The sequence below is a fragment of the Candidatus Endomicrobiellum trichonymphae genome, from assembly GCF_002355835.1.
Classification (GTDB): Bacteria; Elusimicrobiota; Endomicrobiia; order Endomicrobiales; family Endomicrobiaceae; genus Endomicrobiellum; species Endomicrobiellum trichonymphae.
Window position 1 is genome coordinate 577,364 of sequence record NZ_AP017459.1, and the last position, 24,181, is coordinate 601,544.

At 33.1% G+C, this 24,181-nt stretch carries 17 protein-coding genes, 2 tRNA genes and 1 pseudogene; 19 read left to right on the plus strand and 1 reads right to left on the minus strand.

The window, feature by feature from the left end; translation table 11 throughout:
* The 10 genes from RSTT_RS02895 to RSTT_RS02940 all read left to right on the plus strand — a co-directional run bounded on the left by RSTT_RS02895 (window position 1) and on the right by RSTT_RS02940 (window position 9,100).
* On the plus strand, window positions 1–1,974 hold the full coding sequence (locus RSTT_RS02895) for an LPS-assembly protein LptD (protein ID WP_096525610.1): 1,974 nt from the start codon (window positions 1–3) through the stop codon (window positions 1,972–1,974).
* 186 nt (window positions 1,975–2,160) lie between these two features.
* A tRNA-Ser gene (locus RSTT_RS02900) sits at window positions 2,161–2,248 on the plus strand.
* Window positions 2,249–2,455: 207 nt separating this feature from the next.
* A complete protein-coding gene (coaD, locus tag RSTT_RS02905; protein ID WP_096525611.1) occupies window positions 2,456–2,968 on the plus strand; it encodes a pantetheine-phosphate adenylyltransferase in 513 nt (170 codons plus the stop codon).
* A gap of 360 nt (window positions 2,969–3,328) precedes the next feature.
* Window positions 3,329–3,685 carry a hypothetical protein gene (locus tag RSTT_RS02910; protein ID WP_149030027.1) on the plus strand — a complete coding sequence of 119 codons (357 nt, stop codon included), beginning with the start codon at window positions 3,329–3,331 and terminating at the stop codon, window positions 3,683–3,685.
* A gap of 335 nt (window positions 3,686–4,020) precedes the next feature.
* Window positions 4,021–4,257, plus strand: a complete 237-nt coding sequence (locus RSTT_RS02915; RefSeq protein WP_096525613.1) for a hypothetical protein — start codon at window positions 4,021–4,023, stop codon at window positions 4,255–4,257.
* 607 nt (window positions 4,258–4,864) lie between these two features.
* Window positions 4,865–5,110: a hypothetical protein gene (locus RSTT_RS02920; protein ID WP_096525614.1), complete on the plus strand. Its 246-nt coding sequence runs from the start codon at window positions 4,865–4,867 to the stop codon at window positions 5,108–5,110.
* Window positions 5,111–5,423: 313 nt separating this feature from the next.
* On the plus strand, window positions 5,424–7,562 hold the full coding sequence (locus RSTT_RS02925) for an LPS-assembly protein LptD (RefSeq protein WP_096525615.1): 2,139 nt from the start codon (window positions 5,424–5,426) through the stop codon (window positions 7,560–7,562).
* Between the two features lie 186 nt (window positions 7,563–7,748).
* Window positions 7,749–7,836 (plus strand) — tRNA-Ser (locus RSTT_RS02930).
* A gap of 206 nt (window positions 7,837–8,042) precedes the next feature.
* Window positions 8,043–8,555 carry a pantetheine-phosphate adenylyltransferase gene (gene coaD / locus RSTT_RS02935; protein WP_096525611.1) on the plus strand — a complete coding sequence of 171 codons (513 nt, stop codon included), beginning with the start codon at window positions 8,043–8,045 and terminating at the stop codon, window positions 8,553–8,555.
* A 233-nt stretch (window positions 8,556–8,788) separates the two neighbouring features.
* Entirely contained in the window at window positions 8,789–9,100 is a 312-nt protein-coding gene (locus RSTT_RS02940; protein ID WP_096525616.1) for a hypothetical protein, read from the plus strand.
* Between the two features lie 1,026 nt (window positions 9,101–10,126).
* Here the strand turns inward: RSTT_RS02940 and RSTT_RS06140 are convergent.
* Window positions 10,127–10,294 carry a putative endonuclease domain-containing protein gene (locus RSTT_RS06140; protein ID WP_172412839.1) on the minus strand — a complete coding sequence of 56 codons (168 nt, stop codon included), beginning with the start codon at window positions 10,292–10,294 and terminating at the stop codon, window positions 10,127–10,129.
* Between the two features lie 635 nt (window positions 10,295–10,929).
* Here RSTT_RS06140 and RSTT_RS02945 point away from each other — a divergent pair.
* The 9 genes and pseudogenes from RSTT_RS02945 to RSTT_RS02990 all read left to right on the plus strand — a co-directional run bounded on the left by RSTT_RS02945 (window position 10,930) and on the right by RSTT_RS02990 (window position 24,180).
* A complete protein-coding gene (locus RSTT_RS02945; RefSeq protein WP_096525617.1) occupies window positions 10,930–11,586 on the plus strand; it encodes a prepilin peptidase in 657 nt (218 codons plus the stop codon).
* Between the two features lie 603 nt (window positions 11,587–12,189).
* Window positions 12,190–13,446, plus strand: coding sequence for a tRNA (N6-isopentenyl adenosine(37)-C2)-methylthiotransferase MiaB (miaB, locus tag RSTT_RS02950; protein WP_096525618.1), 1,257 nt, complete (start codon window positions 12,190–12,192; stop codon window positions 13,444–13,446).
* The gene (locus tag RSTT_RS02955) at window positions 13,443–14,012 is read left to right on the plus strand and encodes a lytic transglycosylase domain-containing protein (RefSeq protein ID WP_015423489.1); all 570 of its coding nucleotides are present in this window, start codon (window positions 13,443–13,445) and stop codon (window positions 14,010–14,012) included. The genes miaB and RSTT_RS02955 overlap by 4 nt, the downstream gene beginning before the upstream one ends.
* Window positions 14,013–14,020: 8 nt before the next feature.
* On the plus strand, window positions 14,021–16,555 hold the full coding sequence (gene mutS, locus RSTT_RS02960) for a DNA mismatch repair protein MutS (RefSeq protein WP_096525619.1): 2,535 nt from the start codon (window positions 14,021–14,023) through the stop codon (window positions 16,553–16,555).
* Window positions 16,556–16,803: 248 nt separating this feature from the next.
* Window positions 16,804–17,262, plus strand: coding sequence for a hypothetical protein (locus tag RSTT_RS02970; RefSeq protein WP_015423487.1), 459 nt, complete (start codon window positions 16,804–16,806; stop codon window positions 17,260–17,262).
* The gene (locus tag RSTT_RS02975) at window positions 17,259–17,447 is read left to right on the plus strand and encodes a hypothetical protein (RefSeq protein WP_096525620.1); all 189 of its coding nucleotides are present in this window, start codon (window positions 17,259–17,261) and stop codon (window positions 17,445–17,447) included. Before RSTT_RS02970 ends, RSTT_RS02975 begins: the two co-directional genes overlap by 4 nt.
* Window positions 17,437–19,857 carry an AAA family ATPase gene (locus RSTT_RS02980; RefSeq protein ID WP_096525621.1) on the plus strand — a complete coding sequence of 807 codons (2,421 nt, stop codon included), beginning with the start codon at window positions 17,437–17,439 and terminating at the stop codon, window positions 19,855–19,857. The genes RSTT_RS02975 and RSTT_RS02980 overlap by 11 nt, the downstream gene beginning before the upstream one ends.
* A gap of 115 nt (window positions 19,858–19,972) precedes the next feature.
* Window positions 19,973–21,477 (plus strand): annotated as a pseudogene (locus RSTT_RS02985) (site-specific DNA-methyltransferase).
* A gap of 132 nt (window positions 21,478–21,609) precedes the next feature.
* A complete protein-coding gene (locus RSTT_RS02990) occupies window positions 21,610–24,180 on the plus strand; it encodes a DEAD/DEAH box helicase (protein WP_096525622.1) in 2,571 nt (856 codons plus the stop codon).
* Window position 24,181 lies beyond the last annotated feature (1 nt).

The following is a 24,181-nucleotide window of genomic DNA, read 5'->3' on the forward strand; positions in this document are numbered from 1 at the left end:
TTGGGATGGGAAGGAAAAAAAGTATTTGCAGATTATGTTGAATTTGAAAAAAAGACTATAAAAGCCCACGGCAACGTCAGGGTTGAAGAGTCAGAAAATACAATTTATGCAGACAATGTTGCATATAATTATGATGAGAAAAACGGAAGTATAGAAGAAACTTTCGGGAATCATCATTCTTCTAATGTGTTTATTCGTGCAAAATCTATGGAAATAAAGAATAAAGATACGTACGCAATAAACGGCATCAAACTTTCAAAGTGCGATTTGGACAATCCCCACATTCATATCAGGGCAAAGCATGGAAAACTTATATTAAATAAAAGATTGATCATTTACAACGCTGTCTTTTATATCGAAAAAATTCCCATATTCTATCTGCCTGTATTTACAAAATCTTTAAAAAGCGACAAATCTTTTGGATCAGACTTAAAATTTGAAATCAATCCGAAATTTACAGATAAGAAAAGTATATATTTAAATATGCTGATCTCATGCGCGTTAAGCGAGTCTTTAAAAGCAAAAGTTTCAGCTGACTTTTTTAACAAATCAGGAAATTCTCAGGAAATAAAAATTGATTATAAAGAAAAAGATGCAAGCGGAAGCATCTCTGTTAATGAACCCCAAAATTTACTAAAGGCCGATTACTTCCGCAGGATAGACAGTATATGGAACGTACGATCTAAAGTATGGATTACAAAGGATAAAGGTATTGACAACTATCGACATGAACATAATAAATGGGATATTTGGGATTCATTTCTGTCGCTTAAAAACTTTTATCCTTATTCTTATTCTTATGTTACTACAACAAGACATGGAAATGATACAAATTTAAATATCAGCGTCGAGCATAAAGCCTATAACGATAGCGCTAACGAACATAAAGTGTCGTATACATTACTTCCAAAGATAGAATTAACATCTCATTACAGAAATATTTTCATGGGGATAATGCGCAAGTTCTCTTTTATGTACCAAAACGTTTATAGGCGATATCAATATAAACAAGTTTATTATTCTGACGATTATGAAACTTATGATAAATCTTTTTATCAAAGCAAAAGTCGTTTAAATTACAAACTGCTGAGAGCTTTTAAAGTCGGCAATCCGCTTACATTAGTTCCCGCTCTAAAAATTGTGTTAAAACCGTCCAGCACAGGCGATTTCGGGCAAAAAGAATATAGAGGGCTTTTTACAAAATATTCAGGTTCCTTAAATACAAGATTTAGAGTTAATGATTGGATGGACTGGAATATCAAGTATTCCTTAAGAGCAAGAACGAAAAAAAATTCTTTATGCGTGGAAACTTTAAGCGGCGGCAACGGCATTGAAAAAAATTCTGTCTCTTTCAACAACGATATGTATTTAGGAAAACAAACTATGGTTCAAAACTCTTTTTCTTACAATTTACAACGTAAAAACAACAGACTGTCGCCGCTTATCACCGAAGTAACATACATGTTAAACGATTATACGACCGTATTCGCAAAACAAACGCAGGTTTTATATCCACTTAGACTTGGCTCTCTGAATCTGGATTTAGCAGTCGGACAGCTGGATAAAGCCTACTTAAATTTCGGCGCTTTTTACCAAGAGTATCAGTTTGACAAAATACAGATGGATGATAAAGACTACTTAAAACATATTACTCTTTCTCAAAGATATGATAAATCTGGGTTTTACAAAACCCGCGAAATCAATAATACTTTAGGATTTGGATTATGCCTTACTCCTAAATGGAGAATGGATTACAACATAAAAGCAACGATTCCTCTTAATATATCACGCATCGCAATAGGTGAACAGAAACTCAAGATTTACAGAGATTTACACTGCTATATTTTCAGCATAGCTTTGAAACACTCCATAAAAGACAATAAGTCAGAAATATTTTTTAAATTTACTCCGAAATCAAAAGCGTCTTCTAATAAAGAAAAAAAAGCAGCATGGTGGAGTTCGAAAGAAGAATAGAAACAATCATATTCATAACAACTATAGAATAGTATGTTATTATAAATTTATGAGAGTATTCGTTATAATCAAAAATTCATGTGTTTGTAGAGATGTTGCACAGATGTCTACAAGACGGAAACTAAAACTCTTTACAGCTCGGAATTTGAATCACGAGTTATTATATTTTAAGTTCGATATTTCAACGGAGAAGTAGCCGAGCTGGTTTAAGGCGTCAGTCTCGAAAACTGATATACGGGAAACCGTATCGAGGGTTCGAATCCCTCCTTCTCCGCATTACTTCTTATATAACTATAATTTTAAAGAATATAAATAAATTATATATTCGATATGCGTGTGAATGTAAAGCATTAAATTGTTTGCATTTCCCTGTTTTTTATTAACCAAGTTTTAAACCAGCTGCTTTGTTTTTACTCCGTACTTTTCTTTGCACAATAGTTTTTGTTGCCAAAACAGTTAAAAAATTAATATAATATTCAATATGACAAAAGGAATTTTGGCAGTCTATCCGGGAAGTTTTGACCCGCCCACAAACGGACATTTAGATATAATAATAAGGGCTTCGCATCTATTCCCAAAAATAACAATTGCGGTAACAAAAAGTATAAACAAAAAACATATATTCTCCTTGCAAGAAAGAATTAATTTGCTACAAAAAATTATAAAGAACTTGAAAAATGTAAAAGTAGCATCTTTTTCTGGTCTCTTGGCAAATTACCTTGCAAAAATTAATTCTTTTGTGCTAATAAGAGGATTAAGAGCTCTTTCTGATTTTGAATATGAGTTTCAAATGGCTTTGATGAATAGAAACCTAAACAAGAAAATTGAGACAATATTCTTAATGCCGGATCAGTCTTATACATTTCTTTCTTCAGGCATGGTAAGAGAAATTGCAATGCTCGGAGGAGATACTAAAGATTTTGTACCCGAATGCGTTAAAATAGAATTAAAAAAACGCTCTCTTGACTTGTTAAAAGATAATTTTATTGAATAATGATAACGATACCGTCTTAATCCCTTCGCTCTAATTAAATTCTTTATTGGCATTATTGGCAAAGTAAAAAAGATGAATAGAAGTTGTATAATCATGTTGAGAGACTTACGCGATAAACTTTCAAGCAGAAATTAATGCTATATCGCAACCTATTATTAAGCCACAACAGGTAATAACAACTGTAGCAACACCGCATTCAATAAAAAAATCTCATGCCAAATTAGCAAAGGCAGTTTCATCATCTGGTGTAAAGAATAGTAGCTGTGTTAAAATCTATTACTCCTATTGTGTTGTGAACAAATAAAAGAGTTGTTCTAAAATTAAACAATTTATTATTCTAAGGAGAAATAGGTGAATAAAATGAAAAAACTAATATTACTGGTTTTAGTCGGATTGATGCTGCAGTCTTGCACTAAACAAACATCTGCAAAAAGTTTTCTAAAAGGTCTCACACAAACATCTGCAGGGGACATCAAGTTAATAGGTGACAACGATCTACCACCAGGAGATAACGACAACCTTGGTTTGGATTTTCCTGACAGCAACAATCTACAAAAGGATAAAAACAACAACTATCTTGTGTGGGTTATACCAGTAGGATTGCCTGCAATAATAATGATTGCTGTTATGGCGACGAGAAGTTGTAGGGTGGGGACACCGCCGAACTCGAATGATAATAATCAAGCAGTCGATAATCAACAAGAAGCTACACAATAAAAAAATAAAAAGTGTACGAGCGAGCTAGAAATCAGATACATTAATAGCTTTACTTTATAGGCTGTAGTGTCAGACTTCTCTTAAGCATTTACTTTTAATTGAATTAAGGATTTAAAAGAATTAAACAGGGCGAGGATACGTCTGAGCGTTTGTTATATATTGAAATTGAAGCCGATTAGCAAATACAAGACTGGTGGGGTATTTTGGTTAAGTTTGTATTGCAACGTCGGATCTTATTTACATAGGCTTATATGCCGTGTGTAACTATGCGAGTATCGAGTATCTAGTGAGTTTCAAAAAAGGATGAAAATAACAGTAATGAAAAGTTTAAATAAATGAAACCGTATTTAGTGATATTAATAGCAGTTATATTTTTGATGACGGGAACTGGTTACGGAAGTGAAAAGATAATTGAGGTGCAGAACGCTGAAACCAATCAGAAAACATTTGAGGAAAAGAGAGAAACCTTAAGGGAAGTTGCCGGAGGTGTTGCGGTATTTCTTGTGTTAATTTTTATTTCTATTGAATGTTTCTCTAAACAATCATTAATTAATTTCTCTTTTAGTTTTTGATAAATAAATATGCGTTCTTTCTAATTACCTTTTGTTTATAGTATCTGAGAGATACAGCGAAAGTACTATTCAAAAAATAATGAAAAATGAAAAAATTTATATGTTGTCGTTTGGGTAGGCTGTAAAAACCTTAACAACCAGATTAACGTGAAAGTTGAATAGGGAATCTGCAGGAAGCAACTGTCCTATCTGTGAGAAAAGGGAAGTGGAAATGTCGTCTTAATTTTTAATTCTCGGAATTTATTCTGTTTTTGTTTGTCATATACTATTTACCATACCTATAGTAGAATACTGAGATGGGAAGTAATCGCAACCTGTTTTTCGGGGATATTAATTGCTTGTTATAAGAATAATAATAAGAAAATATGAAACGTGGTCGGATATCTGTTGCTCTTATAACGGCTGTGGCAGTATCGTTTATTATGGTATAAGTTTATATGTTGTCATACTGCGGTAATACGGCATTGCAGATACTTATTTGATGAATTTATATAAAGAGACGAAAAAATGTATGGAGCAGGCAAATAGAAATGCGAAAGGTATTACGATGTCTATGTTGGCTTATATTGGGAATTAAACAGTGACAAGGACTGGTTGGCAATATAAAATGAAAAAACTAATAAGCATTTTTACAGTATTTGCTTTTATTTCAATGTTTTTAACAGGTTGCAGCAAGACAGGGTTGGTGGCTTTAATGTCGGCAGGTGTTATATCGGGGTTATGCTATAAGCAGACAGTACAGGCAAAAGAGTGCGTGTGCCGAGCAGAAAATGCGGCGAGACTTGTAAATCAAGAGAATATATACCTTAAACAAACTGTAGAGAAATTAAAACACAAATTAACTAAAGCGTAACCGCTGTATTAATTTGACAGGTAAACAGCAATATCTGAAATGAAAAAACTAATAAGCGTTTATGAGGATGTTTACTTTTATTTTAATGTCCTTAATAGGTTACGGTTACTCCTAATGAGGCAGTAAAGAGATAACGAAGGGAATGGCACATGCATAAATCCTCGTTATGGCAAAGACAGGGAACATTTCTGAAGCGGGATAAACTAAACCAAAACTATATATACTGTAATAGAACAAATAAAATGTGGATTTTATTTTCAAGAAAAGAAATTTATAGAGCGGAAAACATAACCAACGAAACAGTAAACTTTCAATGAAAAACTTTTTGTCTAGGAAAATTGCTGTTTGTGTTGCGATATTATTATTAGCAGTTTTAAAAGTTTTTGGTTATGAGATTAATATATTTGCGGATAATCTTGAATACGATGAACGCAGCAATCAGCTTTTTGCAAAAAGCAATGTCATTTTGGGATGGGAAGGAAAAAAAGTATTTGCAGATTATGTTGAATTTGAAAAAAAGACTATAAAAGCCCACGGCAACGTCAGGGTTGAAGAGTCAGAAAATACAATTTATGCAGACAATGTTGCATATAATTATGATGAGAAAAACGGAAGTATAGAAGAAACTTTCGGGAATCATCATTCTTCTAATGTGTTTATTCGTGCAAAATCTATGGAAATAAAGAATAAAGATACGTACGCAATAAACGGCATCAAACTTTCAAAGTGCGATTTGGACAATCCCCACATTCATATCAGGGCAAAGCATGGAAAACTTATATTAAATAAAAGATTGATCATTTACAACGCTGTCTTTTATATCGAAAAAATTCCCATATTCTATCTGCCTGTATTTACAAAATCTTTAAAAAGCGACAAATCTTTTGGATCAGACTTAAAATTTGAAATCAATCCGAAATTTACAGATAAGAAAAGTATATATTTAAATATGCTGATCTCATGCGCGTTAAGCGAGTCTTTAAAAGCAAAAGTTTCAGCTGACTTTTTTAACAAATCAGGAAATTCTCAGGAAATAAAAATTGATTATAAAGAAAAAGATGCAAGCGGAAGCATCTCTGTTAATGAACCCCAAAATTTAGAAAAAAGGACACTAAAGGCCGATTACTTCCGCAGGATAGACAGTATATGGAACGTACGATCTAAAGTATGGATTACAAAGGATAAAGGTATTGACAACTATCGACATGAACATAATAAATGGGATATTTGGGATTCATTTCTGTCGCTTAAAAACTTTTATCCTTATTCTTATTCTTATGTTACTACAACAAGACATGGAAATGATACAAATTTAAATATCAGCGTCGAGCATAAAGCCTATAACGATAGCGCTAACGAACATAAAGTGTCGTATACATTACTTCCAAAGATAGAATTAACATCTCATTACAGAAATATTTTCATGGGGATAATGCGCAAGTTCTCTTTTATGTACCAAAACGTTTATAGGCGATATCAATATAAACAAGTTTATTATTCTGACGATTATGAAACTTATGATAAATCTTTTTATCAAAGCAAAAGTCGTTTAAATTACAAACTGCTGAGAGCTTTTAAAGTCGGCAATCCGCTTACATTAGTTCCCGCTCTAAAAATTGTGTTAAAACCGTCCAGCACAGGCGATTTCGGGCAAAAAGAATATAGAGGGCTTTTTACAAAATATTCAGGTTCCTTAAATACAAGATTTAGAGTTAATGATTGGATGGACTGGAATATCAAGTATTCCTTAAGAGCAAGAACGAAAAAAAATTCTTTATGCGTGGAAACTTTAAGCGGCGGCAACGGCATTGAAAAAAATTCTGTCTCTTTCAACAACGATATGTATTTAGGAAAACAAACTATGGTTCAAAACTCTTTTTCTTACAATTTACAACGTAAAAACAACAGACTGTCGCCGCTTATCACCGAAGTAACATACATGTTAAACGATTATACGACCGTATTCGCAAAACAAACGCAGGTTTTATATCCACTTAGACTTGGCTCTCTGAATCTGGATTTAGCAGTCGGACAGCTGGATAAAGCCTACTTAAATTTCGGCGCTTTTTACCAAGAGTATCAGTTTGACAAAATACAGATGGATGATAAAGACTACTTAAAACATATTACTCTTTCTCAAAGATATGATAAATCTGGGTTTTACAAAACCCGCGAAATCAATAATACTTTAGGATTTGGATTATGCCTTACTCCTAAATGGAGAATGGATTACAACATAAAAGCAACGATTCCTCTTAATATATCACGCATCGCAATAGGTGAACAGAAACTCAAGATTTACAGAGATTTACACTGCTATATTTTCAGCATAGCTTTGAAACACTCCATAAAAGACAATAAGTCAGAAATATTTTTTAAATTTACTCCGAAATCAAAAGCGTCTTCTAATAAAGAAAAAAAAGCAGCATGGTGGAGTTCGAAAGAAGAATAGAAACAATCATATTCATAACAACTATAGAATAGTATGTTATTATAAATTTATGAGAGTATTCGTTATAATCAAAAATTCATGTGTTTGTAGAGATGTTGCACAGATGTCTACAAGACGGAAACTAAAACTCTTTACAGCTCGGAATTTGAATCACGAGTTATTATATTTTAAGTTCGATATTTCAACGGAGAAGTAGCCGAGCTGGTTTAAGGCGTCAGTCTCGAAAACTGATATACGGGAAACCGTATCGAGGGTTCGAATCCCTCCTTCTCCGCATTACTTCTTATATAACTATAATTTTAAAGAATATAAATAAATTATATATTCGATATGCGTGTGAATGTAAAGCATTAAATTGTTTGCATTTCCCTGTTTTTATTAACCAAGTTTTAAACCAGCTGCTTTGTTTTTACTCCGTACTTTTCTTTGCACAATAGTTTTTGTTGCCAAAACAGTTAAAAAATTAATATAATATTCAATATGACAAAAGGAATTTTGGCAGTCTATCCGGGAAGTTTTGACCCGCCCACAAACGGACATTTAGATATAATAATAAGGGCTTCGCATCTATTCCCAAAAATAACAATTGCGGTAACAAAAAGTATAAACAAAAAACATATATTCTCCTTGCAAGAAAGAATTAATTTGCTACAAAAAATTATAAAGAACTTGAAAAATGTAAAAGTAGCATCTTTTTCTGGTCTCTTGGCAAATTACCTTGCAAAAATTAATTCTTTTGTGCTAATAAGAGGATTAAGAGCTCTTTCTGATTTTGAATATGAGTTTCAAATGGCTTTGATGAATAGAAACCTAAACAAGAAAATTGAGACAATATTCTTAATGCCGGATCAGTCTTATACATTTCTTTCTTCAGGCATGGTAAGAGAAATTGCAATGCTCGGAGGAGATACTAAAGATTTTGTACCCGAATGCGTTAAAATAGAATTAAAAAAACGCTCTCTTGACTTGTTAAAAGATAATTTTATTGAATAATGATAACGATACCGTCTTAATCCCTTCGCTCTAATTAAATTCTTTATTTTTATTTACCAACATTTTTAAACACTCGGAAAGAAATTGCTGATACTTTGTACGAGAGAAAACTGAGGAATAAGCGATTGCATAAGAACTATGAAAGAGAATATAGTCGTTTAAAAGCGCTAGAGCGGTGGTTTAGTTTGTAGTTCCTTAGTTAGGATGTTAGAGAAATTAACTTAAGGGTACAAATGAGAAAAATAACACTTATCTTAATAGTGGAATTAATGATAATATCTGCATGCGCTAGATATTTTAAAAGTCCCATCCCCAATCGTTTTCAAGAGGGGCATTTGCAAGGATACATAAACGGACAGGCAGTATTAGCAAGTTCTTGGTGTGCTACTGATTTTGAGGAGGAACGAGAAAAGTTTGAGGATATCGTTATTAGAAATCCTATAATTGAGAGAAAATTGTTAAAGGAAAGTTATGATAGACTAAATAATAAGAAAAAGGCTGAAGAAGCTGAACAAATAGAAAAGACTAAGAATAAGCAACAGTAGGGGAACCAGGATATAAAATTAGTGAGCGTTAATATATAGAGAGAAGAGAAGCAGGATTTAGTTAAAGAGTCGGTAAGGCGGGATATGAGTTTATAGGACATGTTAATCTTATACTAGAAATTGCCTAAAAAATACCTTCGATGTCTGTTAATTATTATTAGAGATGATATTTTTGAGTGAAACTGGTGTTTGTTATGATTATCCGTTGTTTCATTGCACGGAAAGAGCATCGAAACCGAAACCGAGAAAACTTAAGTGGTGGGAGCGACTTCTTGAACACGTAGATATTAATTTCCACATTGAAATCTTGTGAGTTTCAAAAAAAAGATGAAAATAACAATAATAAAAAGTTTAAATAAATGAAAAAAATATTTAATGCTATTAATTTTTGATTACGGAAGTGAAAAGACAATTGACGTGCAGAACGCTGAATCCACAGTCAGAAAACATTTTGGGAAAAGAGGGAAATCTTAAGGGAAGTTGCCGGAGGTGTTGTGTATTTCTTGTGTTAATTTTTATTTTTGTTGAATGTTTCTCTAAGCGATCATTAATTAGTTTCTTTTTTATTGTTGCTGTTAAGGGATGAGGAAAAATGATTTGCTTTATAATATTGGAAAAGTAAATAAACAGGTATTGCAAATGTCTGCGGAAGCAACATCACAAAGAAAAGAAGCAAGAATGCAAGTGTGCGCAGAACCTGCAGCAGAGGACAGCTGATTGGATTTGGTTTGGGTATCGACATCTGTCAGCAGCTCTTTAACGGCTATGGTAGTATCGTTATTGTGGTATATAGCAGGGCAGGGTAGTATATATATTTTGTCCGTACCGCAGTAATACGGTATTGCAGGTACTTATTTGATGAATTTATATTTTGTATAGAGCAGGCAAATAGAAATGTGAAAGGTTATTACGATTATCTATATTGGCTTCATAACATATGAAAAAACTAATAACCACTTATATGATTTTAATGCCCTTAATGGGAACAGAAGTATAATTTACTTGACCAAATCCGGGATAAACTTCTCAACCTTTCATTTCAAGAATTTCTTGCCTCTGAGCATCGCAAAATGCTTTTCTATGTCCCTTGTGATATATCGTTCCATCCATCTCTATACCAAGAACAAATCGTTTCTTTTTCGGCGAATATATGCCAATATCTAATTTAAAACCAATATGTTTTATGTTTTTCACTCCACTATCATCATCAGGAGCAAGTATACGCTTTCCAATTCCACAATATATTTTGATATCTTTTCCAGATTTTGAAAGAATTCGTGTTCATTCTTGTTATCACGCTTTGAATAAATTCAAGATGTTGTCGTTTTTCTTCGTTCATAAAAACCTATGTAAAATCAACCTTTAAAATTTTTGTAAATTCTTACAAGTATTCAAACGCTCAAAATACAAGTACCAAGTACTAAATTTATGTATTTTTGTCAATCGCTAATATTCTTCAAGTGCTACAATATTTACGAATGATACTTAAGAAAGAGAATATAAATACAAAACAATACCATCTGGTTTTCTAACTTGTATTAGATTAAACTCTGGATTAAATATATTTGTTAATTATATATCCGCATATTTAAGACATAAATAAAAGAATATTATCAATACAAAAAATATCACAATCACAGAAGAAAATAACAAGAAGCCAAAAATCCAATTAAAATTATCTGGTATTTAACTATATCGTGTTTATATAATGGAAATAAATTTACTATAATTACTATAGTCAAAGAACAGTTTAAAGATAACCGATTTAAGTTCTGTCAAAATATAACGTTAAAGTAACAAAACTCAGATTTTCGGAGTAAATTATAACAATGATATCTTTTATTCTGGAAATAATTTTAGTTTCTTACGCGGGTTTTAAAATTGGAAACGGTATATGTAAAACTTCTTTTATTAAATTTCTTTCGGCATTGTCTTTTGCATTGCTTTTCTACAGGTTCTCTTTTTCATTTCAATTCATCTTATTTGCTTTTCTTACATTTTCACTGATTTCTGTTTCGACAACGGATTACTTTCACAGAATAATACCTGCAATAGTTCCAATTTTTTTAATTATTACAGGCTTTATATTTAGTTTTATGAATTCAGCTCTGGGCGAAACATATCCATCAAGATTTATCAATTCTGTTTTAGGCATTCTTACCGGCGGAGGCGTTTTACTTGCTGCCGGATTCTTAGGACAGCTTATTTATAAAAAAGAAGCCATTGGCGGCGGAGATATTAAACTTATGGCGGGCGTTGGCGTTTTTATCGGGTGGGAAAAAGCGTTATTTGCAGTTTTTATTGCAGCAGTTATGGGCGGCATAGCAGGCTTAATACTTTTGGCTGCAAAAAAAATAGAAAAAAAAGGATATATTCCATTCGGTCCGTTTTTATCGGCAGCATCTTTTATAACTCTATTTCTTCCGCAGCCTTATATGTTTTTTATATGGGGAACGCTTTTAATAAGAAAAATTACGGCTTTATAAGGTCAATCAGCCTGCAGAATAAATATTATATATAATAGAAATATTCAATTTCTTGTGTTTTTATTTTTTTCTGCTTTTCTGCGGCGCTTATTGTCTAGGTTTTTCAGAGTATTTTTGTGTTACTCAATGACACAGACAATGACTGGATTCTTCACTTCGTTCAGAATGACAGACAAAGACTGATATGAAGCATGAGAGTGCGGAGCAAAAATATTTGGGCTATACTAAAACAGCTGAATTATTATTAAACTCTTAAAGACTATAAAAAACATATATTTTATATTGCTTTTCTATAAATAAATTCGCAGAAAGGAAATAAGACTTAGCCTCTCAAAACCTGACGGCAAAACAGATAAAAAATATCTTTGTTGAATAATACGATTTTCAGTTCTTTAAGACTTTTAAATATCTTTGAGCTTTATATGTTGCCAATGCTATACAAAACCAACGCCAGTCGCCGCTCGGCCGTATACAAAAAACAAAAATAAATAAAGCGCAGTTATGACAGTATAGTTTACCATTTTAAAGAGCTGTAAATTACTCTGTTATGCAATACAATTTTGTATAATATAGTAATATAGTAAATTTATACAGGGTAAATTATTGAATTATTTAATTGAAACAATAGGCTGCCAGATGAATGTATGCGACTCTGATATGCTTGTTTCTATTTTTTCGGCTTATGGAGCGTCAAAAGCAAACAATCTGTCAGAGGCGGATGTAGTTATACTAAACACCTGTTCTGTACGATCACAGGCGGAACAAAAAGCTTTTTCTTATCTTGGCAGAGTAAAAGAGTTCAAACAAAAAAATCCCTGTATAAAAATAGTTGTTATAGGCTGCATGGCGGAGAGACTCGGTCCTAATATTAAAAAGCGTTTTAGCAGCGTTGATTTAATTATAGGCGCAAAAGATATTGGCAATGCCGCTTTAAAAATTATGAACTTGTTCCGCACGGACTATTCTGCGAAAAAAGTAAATTCTGAAATAAAATCTAAAATTGTAAGATATGTCACTATTATGAGAGGATGCGACAATTACTGCTCGTACTGCGCAGTACCTTTTGTAAGAGGAAGAGAAGTAAGCATTAACTGCGAGACAATAGTAAATGAATGTTCCTCAATGGTAAAAAACGACGCAAGGGAAATAATACTTTTAGGACAGAATGTAAACTCATATCAATATGAAGACGTAAACTTTGCTTCGTTAATTAAAAAAACTGCGGCAATAGAAAATCTTGAAAGAATAAGATTCATGACAAACCATCCTAAAGATTTAAGCGATGATCTGATAAAAATCATGGCGACAGAACCGAAAGTATGTCCTCATATTCATATTCCTATGCAGTCTGCATCCGACAAAATTCTTAAAGCCATGAACAGAAAATATTCTTACGAACATTATCTGGGATTAATTAAGAAATTAAGAACTGCTGTGCCCGACGTAAGCGTAACAACTGACATTATTGTAGGTTTTCCCGGAGAAACCGATGAGGATTTTGAGGATACTTTAAAGGCGGTAAAGACAATAAGATTCGGCGGACTGTATGTTTTCAGGTATTCTCCGCGTCCTGATACAAAAGCGGCAGAAATGATTGACGACGTGCCTTTTGAAGAAAAAAAGAGACGCCATGCAGTTATACTTAAAGAATCAAATAAAATTTCCATTGAAATTGTTTCGGAAATGCTGGGAAGCACCCAGCAGGTTTTAGCCGAAGAAATTAAAAACGGCATTATAAAAGCAAGAACGAAAAACGGGCGTAAAGTTTTTGCAGAAGGCAGAAAGGAATATATCGGTAAGCATATCAATGTTAATATCAAAGAAGCAAAGATAAATTCATTATTCGGAGATATTGTATGAAAAGAATTATCGGATATATTATCTTAGTTTTGATAATTTTCATCATTTTTAATATTGGGAAAAAAGTTGAAAAAAAAGTCGGATCATTTAATAAAAATCCGTATGAAATTTATATAAGTAAATACTCTAAACGCTTTGCCGTCGATTCTCTGCTTATAAAAGCCGTTATGAAAAAAGAATCTAATCTAAATCCCAGAGCCGTTTCAAGCACAGGTGCCGTCGGTCTTATGCAGATAATGCCCAAAACCGCGCGGGAAATTGCGAATCAGTTAAATATTATGAATTATTCCGGCAAAAACCTCAAAGAAGCTGAAATAAACATAATGTTTGGAACATATTATCTGAAAAAGCTGTTAAATTCTTATAACAATAATCTGATTCTGGCTTTAGCCGCATACAACGCGGGAATAGGGAATGTTGAAAACTGGTACAGCAAAGATCCAGAAATAGAAGAAAAAATATATAAAATACCTTTTAAAGAAACGAGAGCTTATGTCCGGTCTATAATATCTATTTATAAAATCTATCACGGAGCGGAGAAATTAAAAACTTTTCTAAGAATTTAACGCCGTTAATGAAGCAATACTGGAATATTAAAGCTAAATATTCAGGTATGGTGTTGTTTTTCCGCTTAGGCGATTTTTATGAGATGTTCGGCGATGATGCTGTGAAAGCAGCGCCTGTTCTTGAAGTTGTGCTCACACGGAGAGTTGGAATTCCTATGTGCGGGGTTCCTTACCACTCGGTAAACTCTTACATAAGAAAACTTATAACAAAAGGCTTTAAAGTTGCCATTTGCGAACAGCTTGAAGAATCCGGAACCACAAAAGGCATTGTAAAACGCGGAGTCACAAAAGTTCTAACTCCCGGAACAATCTTAGAAGATACTCTTTTGGAATCAAAAGAAAATAATTTTTTGATGTCAGTTATTTTTGACGATACTGCAGCATCTGCAACGTTTGCGGCGGCTGACATATCAACAGGCGAATTTTTTGTTTCAGAAACAACATTAAAATCTATTGAAGCTGAAGTATTAAAATATAATCCAGGCGAACTTATTATATCCGCCGGCAGCAGGCAAAACAAGCATATATCAGATTTTACGGCAAAACTTAAAGTGACTGTTTCCGATATAGACAATTCTTTTTTTGATATTGAAAAAGCTCAAAATATAACAGCGGAACTTTTCGGCGGCAACGCCGTAAAAAAGTTCGGACTTAATAAAAAAGAAATAGTCTGCGCCTGCGGGGCTTTGCTTGCTTATATAAAAGAAATGCAGCCGCAAAGCGTCAGTATTTTTTCAGAAATAAAATATATAAGAAACTCAGATTTTATGTATTTAGACACCGCCGCAATAAAAAATCTTGAACTTCTCAATTCTATGACGAGCGGAAAAACTGAAAATTCGCTGCTTTCGGTTATGGACTCTACAAAAACGCCTATGGGCGCAAGAACTATACGACAGTGGCTTATAAAACCGCTCTTAGACATTTCAAAAATTAAAAACCGCCAAAATATTGTAAGATTTTTTATAAAGAATCCAAATGTGCGGAAAGAAATTGTTGAAAAATTGAAAACCGTTTCCGATATTGAAAGAATAACAGCAAGAGTTTCTTCCGGCAGCGCAAATCCTAAAGATTTAACGGCATTAAAAAATTCATTAAAGACAATAAATAACATTTCGGAAATTATAAAATCTGCAGAGGGATTAGGCTTTAACATTCCTGAAAATGCTCAAATAACAAATAAAATTTCCTCGTATCTGTCTGATGAACCGCCCGTGTCCGTAAAAGACGGAAACGTAATTAAAAACGGTGTTGCCGCAGAACTTGACGAATTAAGAAAAATCTCAACTGATACAAAAGCCTATATATCCAATCTGGAAGCTAAAGAAAGAGCCACATCCGGAATAAACAATCTTAAAATAGGTTATACTTCGGTGTTCGGTTATTATATAGAAATCAGCAAATCAAACGCTGCATCGGCGCCAAAACATTACGTGCGCAAGCAGACCGTTACGGCAGGTGAAAGATATATAACTGAAGAATTAAAAATTCTTGAAGAAAAAATATTATCCGCGCAGGAGAAAACTCTAAGGCTTGAAAACAGTCTCTTCAATAATTTAGTACAGGAAATATCCGTTTTTACAGCAGATATTCTAAAGACTTCGCAGATTATTTCAGAAATCGACATTTTTTGCGGATTTGCCGAAAACGCAACAGAATATAATTATGTCTGTCCTAAAATTTCAGAAGGCAGAGAGCTTTCTATTAAAGACGGCAGGCATCCCGTTGTGGAAAGAATATTAAAAAACGGCGAATTTACGGCAAACGACATTGCTTTTGGCGAAAATTCAAAAATAATGATTCTTACCGGTCCCAATATGTCCGGGAAATCCACTTATTTAAGACAAACGGCTCTTATTGTGATAATGGCTCAGATTGGATCTTTTGTTCCGTCTCAAAGCGCGGAAATAGGACTTGTTGACAAAATATTTACAAGAATCGGTGCGGGGGACAATCTTGCAGGCGGAGAATCAACTTTTATGGTTGAAATGTCGGAAACCGCAAACATTATGAACCAATATACGCAAAGAAGCCTTATTATTCTTGACGAAGTAGGTAGAGGAACGTCAACTTATGACGGAATGTCTATAGCATGGGCAATAATAGAATTTTTTGCAGACGATAAAAGAAAAGCAAATACGGGCGCAAAAATACTTTTTGCGACGCATTATTTTGAACTCACAGGACTTTCCGAAACGCTCAAGGGAGTGGTAAATTACAGCGTTGACATTAAAGAATGGAACGGCGACGTCATATTTTTACATAAAATAGTTAAGGGCAGCGCCGATAAATCTTACGGGATATATGTTGCAAAAATTGCCGGAATGCCTCATCAGGTTATAGAGAGAGCTTATGAAATTTTAAGCAGACTGGAAAAAAATTCCGTTGAATATTCAAAACGTGACGAAAGCCCGCAGATTGAATTTTTCCGCGACAGCGGCGATCCTCAGATCTTAACAGAGTTAAAAAATATTGATATAGACTCTTTAAGTCCTATAGAAGCGTTCAATATCATGCATAATTGGAAAAACAAATACAAATAACCGGTTCAATATTTTAGTTGCAGCTTTGAAAAACTAATTGTTAAAATTAATTTATATAAGAGCTATTCAGGAGTAGAGAGTTTTTATATTGGAGAGATTATATCAAAGTAAAATTTAAAAATACTCAAAAAAATATATACAGTTACAAGCAAGCGGGCGCTAATCATATAGAAAAAATGAAGAAATTAGCTCGAAGAGGCAATGGTTTAAGTCGTTATGTTATATAGATAAACATGTAAAAGATAAATATGATAAACAATATAGTCGATATATATTTTGATGCTCCTATGTCATTTGAAGCAAGGAATATTAGCACATTAAAAGGGATAGTAGGTTTATATTTTATTTTCAGCTCAAACATTTTTATCAAATATCCTTTTGGTTGCTCAAAATTACTTTATGTAGGTATGAGCGAGAAAAAAACGAATAGTATAGGAAGTAGACTTATTGGGCATTTTGAAGGCAAATCAAAAAATGCAGGGTTAGTTAATTATCGGAAAGCAGAACCATTAAAATTTACATATATAAACTTTGATATGTTAAAAGATATTTGGAAATTTAGAATTGAGGATTTGGAAAGTTATTTTATATTAAATTTTGTTGAAAATTTTGGAGTATATCCAATCTGCAATAATAAAGCCGGATTTGAAATTCTTAATAGCGACATTACAACACATTTCAAAATTGATTGGAGTTATTTTAAATGAGTGAAGAAAATACAGTTAAAACAGGCAAAGAAATTTTAGATACTTTCTTCCAATCTATTCTTTCTATCGAGGGCATAGATAGTGAAATTGCAAATGCGTTGCTTGAATTATATAACGAAGGCAAATTTACTGAAAGCAATGTTTTAAACAAGATTAGAAAAATAAGGGAAACAAATGCCAATTAAAATAAACAATTTAACTATCTCTGGGATTAGAGGCATTCAAAACACTATAAATCTTCAGTTGAATGGAAAATCAATATTGCTTTATGGCGAAAACGGCTCTGGAAAAAGTAGTATCACAGACGCTATTGAATGGTTGTATAAAGACAGCGTGTCGCATTTAGAAAATACTGAAATCAATTTAAAAGACGCTTTGCGAAATTCATATACTGATAAAGCTATAAACTCTGAAGTTTACATCAAAGATAATCAGAATTTTAATATCTCAAAAAAACTATTTTATAAAGGCAGCAAACTTGTTTCTGACTTATCTAATACATCAGAAACATATATGCTTGCCTCCGAAAAAGAAAATTTATTGATTAGGTATTATTTGCTTAGAAATTTTGTCAGTCAAACAAAAAGCGATAAGTTAAAACTCCTCTCAGACATTATCGGCTTCTCGGAAGTTACTAAAACAAAAGAAATTTTAAAGAAAACTTTCAATTCAGTAAAAAATGAAATTAAAAACCAAAATTTTGAAAGCCTAATAAATATTCAAAAAGAAACGCTTATTTCAAAAATAGGAGCGACAGTAAGCCAAGAGAATAACTTAATTGAAAAAATCAATGAAAAAATAAAACCATTAAATCTTGAGATTGTTGCTGCAACAATAAAAGATATTGATATGATTTTGGAACAAATATCAAAGCAATCTGTAAATAAAGAACTTCTGTCTTCACAGGCTTTCCTTGAAACTACAAAAGAAGACCTTGCTTCTCTAAAAAACGATAGAATCCTTATTGATAAAGAATATAAAGAGTTTTACGCAAAATTTAATGAAATTGTAGCTGATACTCAAAGCGTAATGCAGACATATTTAGCAGAATTGTTAAAGACTGGAAATCTTCTTATAGAGAAAAAGTATCCTAATGATAACACTTGTCCTTTATGCCTACAACAAAAAGATCTCGCAAAGTTAAATGCAGAAATAAATCAAAGACTTGAGGAAATAAAAGCCTCTTCACAAATTAAAGACAAATTTGACAATGCAAAAAAATCGGTTTCTGATATTTCATCAAAACGAATAAAAAGAATAGAAGTTATGTTAAATAATCTAATATTATTAAAACCTGAAAATACCACTATTAAGAAAGCATTAGAAAATCTAAAAATAAAATTTAAAAATTATTATGAAACAACTGAAAAGAAAGTTATTGCCGGCGATAAATTGCCAGACAACAATGAGCTGCTCATTACGGACAATGATTTTGAAATTCATACGGAAATCCTAAAAAGATTAGAAATCATAAACAACACTATAAAAAATAATAAAGCAACTGAAATTTATTCAAATATATCTGCCTCAAAGGACGCATTTTTAAAAATTAAAAGATTTGAAAACGAAAAATCTAAATTAGAACATCAAAGAAAATCTTTAGAGTTGACTTATAACGAATTTACAAAGCAGCAAAAAGAAGTGTTAGAGATTTTTATAAATAATTTTTCTGCTAAAATAAACGAGTTTTATCAATATATGAACCCGGGCGAGTTATTCCAAGAAATACAAATTGTTCCAATTGGAGAAGAAGATGAGCTGAAAGGTATTACTATTGAATATAAATACAATGATGAAAGGGTATATCCGCCCCAGAAATATTTCAGCGATGGTCATTTGAATTGTTTGGGTATAGCATTTTTCTTGGCTTCTGTGATTGCATTCAATAAAAAAAACAAATTTATTGTTTTCGATGATGTAATTTCAAGTTTTGATACAGAACATAGAAAACGATTTGCAGATTTGCTTTTTGATAAGTTTTCAGATTATCAAATAATATTATTAACGCACGAGACGGAATGGTTCAATTATGTGAGCCAGATAGCAAAAAAGAAGGGCTGGTTAATCAACACTGTCAAATGGAGCGAAACAAAAGGAACATATTTGGAAGAAAAACCGTCAGATTTAAAAGAATTTATTGAAAAAGAACTTGCCGATGGAAGAGCGGAAACTCTCGGTAATCCTATAGGACAGCATTTAGAACATATTTTAAAAGATATATGTTTCAATTTAAAAGCTCAGGTAAATTTTCGTTTTAATGATATCAATGAAAAAAGAATGCTGGATGAATTACTCAACAGTCTAAAATCAAGGATTAACGAAAAAGGGAAATCTTGTTGGGCAGAGCAACTGAAAACTATAGATAATGTTGCAAATTCTGCCATTCTTAGAAATCTGCTTTCGCACGATAATCCTTTTAATCCTAAATTAGGCGATTTAAGAGCATTTTGGGTAGATATACAAAATCTGAAAAAAATATTTTTTTGCCAAGATAAAGACTGCAAAAAACCTAAAGTCTCAATGAAAAATTACGATACCGTAAATAATAAAATAAGATGCGGCTGCGGAAAGACTGAATATTATTGGAAAAAATAATTATACAATAAATAAAATTGGCTCGTTCTGCAATATGGAATGTAAAAAAGATAGTTCAACGCTTCCGAAAGTATGTTAAATGTAGTAATTTGTTGTTTTAAATAAAAGGCGGATTATGCCGACTCTTGACTGGTTAAACAAAAAAGAAGCAGTAAAAACAGCGAATAAAATACCTTATAAACTGCTGAATATAAAACCTGAATTATCTTGCGGAGAACAAAATGGAAATATGATAATTAAAGGAGATAATTTAGAAGCGCTGAAAACCCTGCTGCCATACTATAAGGGACAGGTAAAATGTATCTACATCGATCCTCCGTATAATACAGGCAGCGCATTTGAACATTATGACGATAACTTAGAACACTCCACTTGGCTTTCTATGATGTATCCAAGACTTGAACTGTTGAGAGAACTGCTTGCGGAAAACGGGAGCATTTGGATAAGTATTGATGATGACGAACAGGCATATTTGAAAGTTATTTGTGATGAAATTTTTGGAAGAAAAAATTTTGTAAATAATGTGGTTTGGCAGAAGAAATACTCACCTGCAAATGATACAAGGTGGCTTTCAGATAATCACGATTTTATAATAGTTTATGCAAAAAATAAAAATTTATGGGAGCCAAATTTATTGCCTCGTTCAGATACAATGAATGCAAGATATAAAAATATAGATAATGATCCAAGAGGTCTTTGGAAACCCGGCGGTTTTTCTGTAAAAACATATACCAAAGAATATGATTATTCAATCACTACTCCTACAGGGAGGATTGTTTATCCACCATCGGGTTCTTGTTGGCAAACTTCAAAAGAAAATTATGAAAAGAAGTTAGCAGATAATAGAATTTATTTTGGCAAAAATGGAGATTCAAAACCTCAGATTAAACAATTCCTGTATGAAGTTCAGCAAGGTATGGTATCAAAAACTATATGGCTATATGATGAGGTTGGACATAACCAAATAGCTAAAAAAGAAGTGCAAATATTAAATGCTGCTGATGTTTTTGCCACTCCAAAACCAGAACGGCTTATTGAACGCGTTTTAACGTTAGGAAGCAACCCCGGCGATTTAGTTTTAGATTCATTTTTAGGCAGCGGAACAACAGCGGCAGTCGCTCAAAAAATAGGCAGGCGTTATAGGGCGAACATGCAATAACGCACGCTGCGCCAAGACTTAAAAAAGTTATAGACGGGGAACAAGGCGGCATAAGCAAGTCTGTAAATTGGCAAGGCGGCGGCGGGTTTACATTTTATGATATGGGAGAAGCCATTTTTGATGAAAAAGGAAATATAAACAAACGAATTGATTTTAAATCGCTGGCTTTTCATATATGGTTCAGCGAAACAAAAACGGCAATGAGAGAATACAAGAAATCGCCTCTGCTCGGAGTATTTGACAACGCGGTTTATTATTTATTATATAACGGCATTTTAGGTGACAAAAAGGTAAACGGAGGAAATGTTTTGACAAGTAAAATTCTTGAAATTTTGCCAAAACCTGACAATAGAAAGCATAAAAAAGTTATTTACGGCGAAGCCTGCCGATTAAGTTCAGACAAGCTAAGAAAAGAGAATATAACTTTCAAACAAACGCCCTACGACATAAAAGCAGGATAAAGCCATACCTTTTACCTTTCTTTCCCGAGTACTGCCCGTATGTCATACTGAGGAGAACGGAGTTCCCGAAGTTATCTATAATGATTTAGCATAAAATTTTACACAGCGGCTTTTCAAGCGCGGAGATAGTACATGTTCACATTAAAACAATATCAGCAAAGAACTTTAGACACTCTGACATCTTTTTTGAAAAAAGCGCGTATTTTCGGGGCAGAAACTGCATTTGAAGAATATGCGGCAATGCCAAACAAAACATACGAACCTATCGCCGAACTGCCTTTAACTCCATATATCTGCTTAAGACTTCCTACCGGCGGCGGAAAAACATACCTCGCTGCAAATGCGGTAAAGGTTGCCGCTCAAAATTATTTAGATAAAGATTTTCCCATTGTTTTATGGCTTACGCCTACCACAACAATAAAAGAACAGACAATAGAAACATTAAAAAATTCCAGTCATCCAAACAGAGAGATTTTAGATGAAACTTTTGCCGGAAATGTTGAAATTTACGATATATCCGAATTTGAAAGAATAAAACCTCAAGATATAAAAGCAAATGTATGTATAATCGCGGCGACAATTCAGTCTTTTAGAGTTGATAAAACAGAGGGAAGACTGATATATTCTCATAACGAAAATTTAGAAACGCATTTTGTAAATATACTTGACAATAAACCGCTAAGTTTGGAGAGAATAGAAGACAGCCGCCCTGACAGCGGAAAAATTAAGTGCTCTTTCGCGAATCTGCTTAATATTCACAATCCTTTAGTAATTGTCGACGAAGCCCATAATGCAAGCACAAAATTGAGTTATAAAGTAATGGAAAGAGTAAACCCCGCATGTATTATTGAATTTACGGCTACTCCTGCTGCCAACAGCAATGTTTTAGTTAAAGTTTCAGCTATGGAACTTAAAGCTGAAGAAATGATAAAACTCCCTATCATTTTAAAAGAAAATCAGACTTGGGAGGAATCTCTTGCCGACTCTGTTTTAATGCGCAGAAAACTTGCCGAAACTGCCATAAAAGACGAACATTATATACGACCTATCGTTTTAATTCAGGCAGAAAATGAAAACAGAGAAATAACCGTAGATGTTATAAAAAAATATCTGATGGAAAATGAGAAAATAGAGCCGGAACAAATTGCAATTGCAACCGGAGAACAGAGAGAACTTGATAATATTGACATTCTAAGCAAAGACTGTAAAATACAATATATTATTACAAAGCAGGCATTAAAAGAAGGCTGGGATTGTCCTTTTGCATACATATTCTGCTCTGCTGCAAGTACAAAGTCTGCTAAAGATGTGGAACAACTGCTCGGCAGAGTTCTGCGTATGCCGTATGCAGCCAAAAGAAACGATGAGGACTTGAATAAGGCTTACGCTTTTGTTTCAAGATCATGCTGGACTAATTCCGTAAGTTTTCTGCAGGATAAACTTGTACGTATGGGGTTTGAAAACTGGGAAGCTGAAAATGCGCTGCAGGCGAACTTAATGCTTGATGCTGGAAAAATTCAGAATAGGAACGAGTTTTCTTTTACAGCTAAATTAGATACGTCTTATTTCGCCCAGACGGAAATAAAAATACTTGAACTTAGAGAAAACCAAAACGGATATGCAGTAATGAAATTAAGTAAAGACACTCCCAGGGAATTATTTGAAAAAATACAAACTAATCTCCCCGAAGCTGACAAAAAAGTTTTTAAGAATATTGCAGATTTTATATCTAAAGCTTCAATTCTATCGCCAGCGCAAAGAGGGGAAGAAATAAGCGTCCCGCAGCTTTGTCTTAACATATCCGGAGAATGGGAAGCTGTAACCGATAAAGAACAATATCTGCCAGACGGATGGAATCTGCTTGACTGTAAAGCTGAACTTTCGCCATCGGAATTTAGTATTGAAAATAAAGGAAAAATTTTTGAAATTGATATAAACGACAATAAAATAACAAACAGATATATTCAAGAAACATTGACGATAGACTTAGATAATCTTGAATCAGACTGGACAAATTCAGAACTTTCAAGATGGCTTGACAAAAATATAAGACAACCGGATATTGAACAGCCTATTTTGCTTGAATTTCTAAGAAAAATGATTGAATACCTAAATTTAACAAGAAATATTCCTTTAACGTCTTTGATAAGAACAAAATTTATTTTAGCCGAAGTCATAAATAATAAAATAGGCAAATACAGGACTGAAGCGTATGTAAAAGCCTATAGAGACTTATTTGTCAGTTTGAGCCAAAATATTGAAACGAAATCTGAATCTAGCTTTCTTTTTAAGTTCGGGCAAGAATATCAGCCTCTGTCTATATATGAGGGCACAACAAAATTCAATAAACATCTCTATGAACATATCGGCGCTATGAACAAAGAAGAAGAAAACTGTGCCGCTGTTATTGATAGTTTGGAAGAAGTTAAATACTGGGTGCGTAACATTGAAAGAAGCAATTATTCGTTTTTTCTGCCGACTTCAACAGACAGATTTTATCCTGATTTTATAGCTTTGTTAACCGACGGCAGAATTTTAGCCGTAGAATATAAGGGCGGACATTTATTGTCAACTGACGATACAAAAGAAAAAGAAAATATCGGCAGACTCTGGCAGGAAAAAAGCGGCGGAAAATGTCTATTCATGCTATCATCAAAAGAGAATTTAGAGCGGCAAATTATTGATAAAATAAAAGAGGAATAAA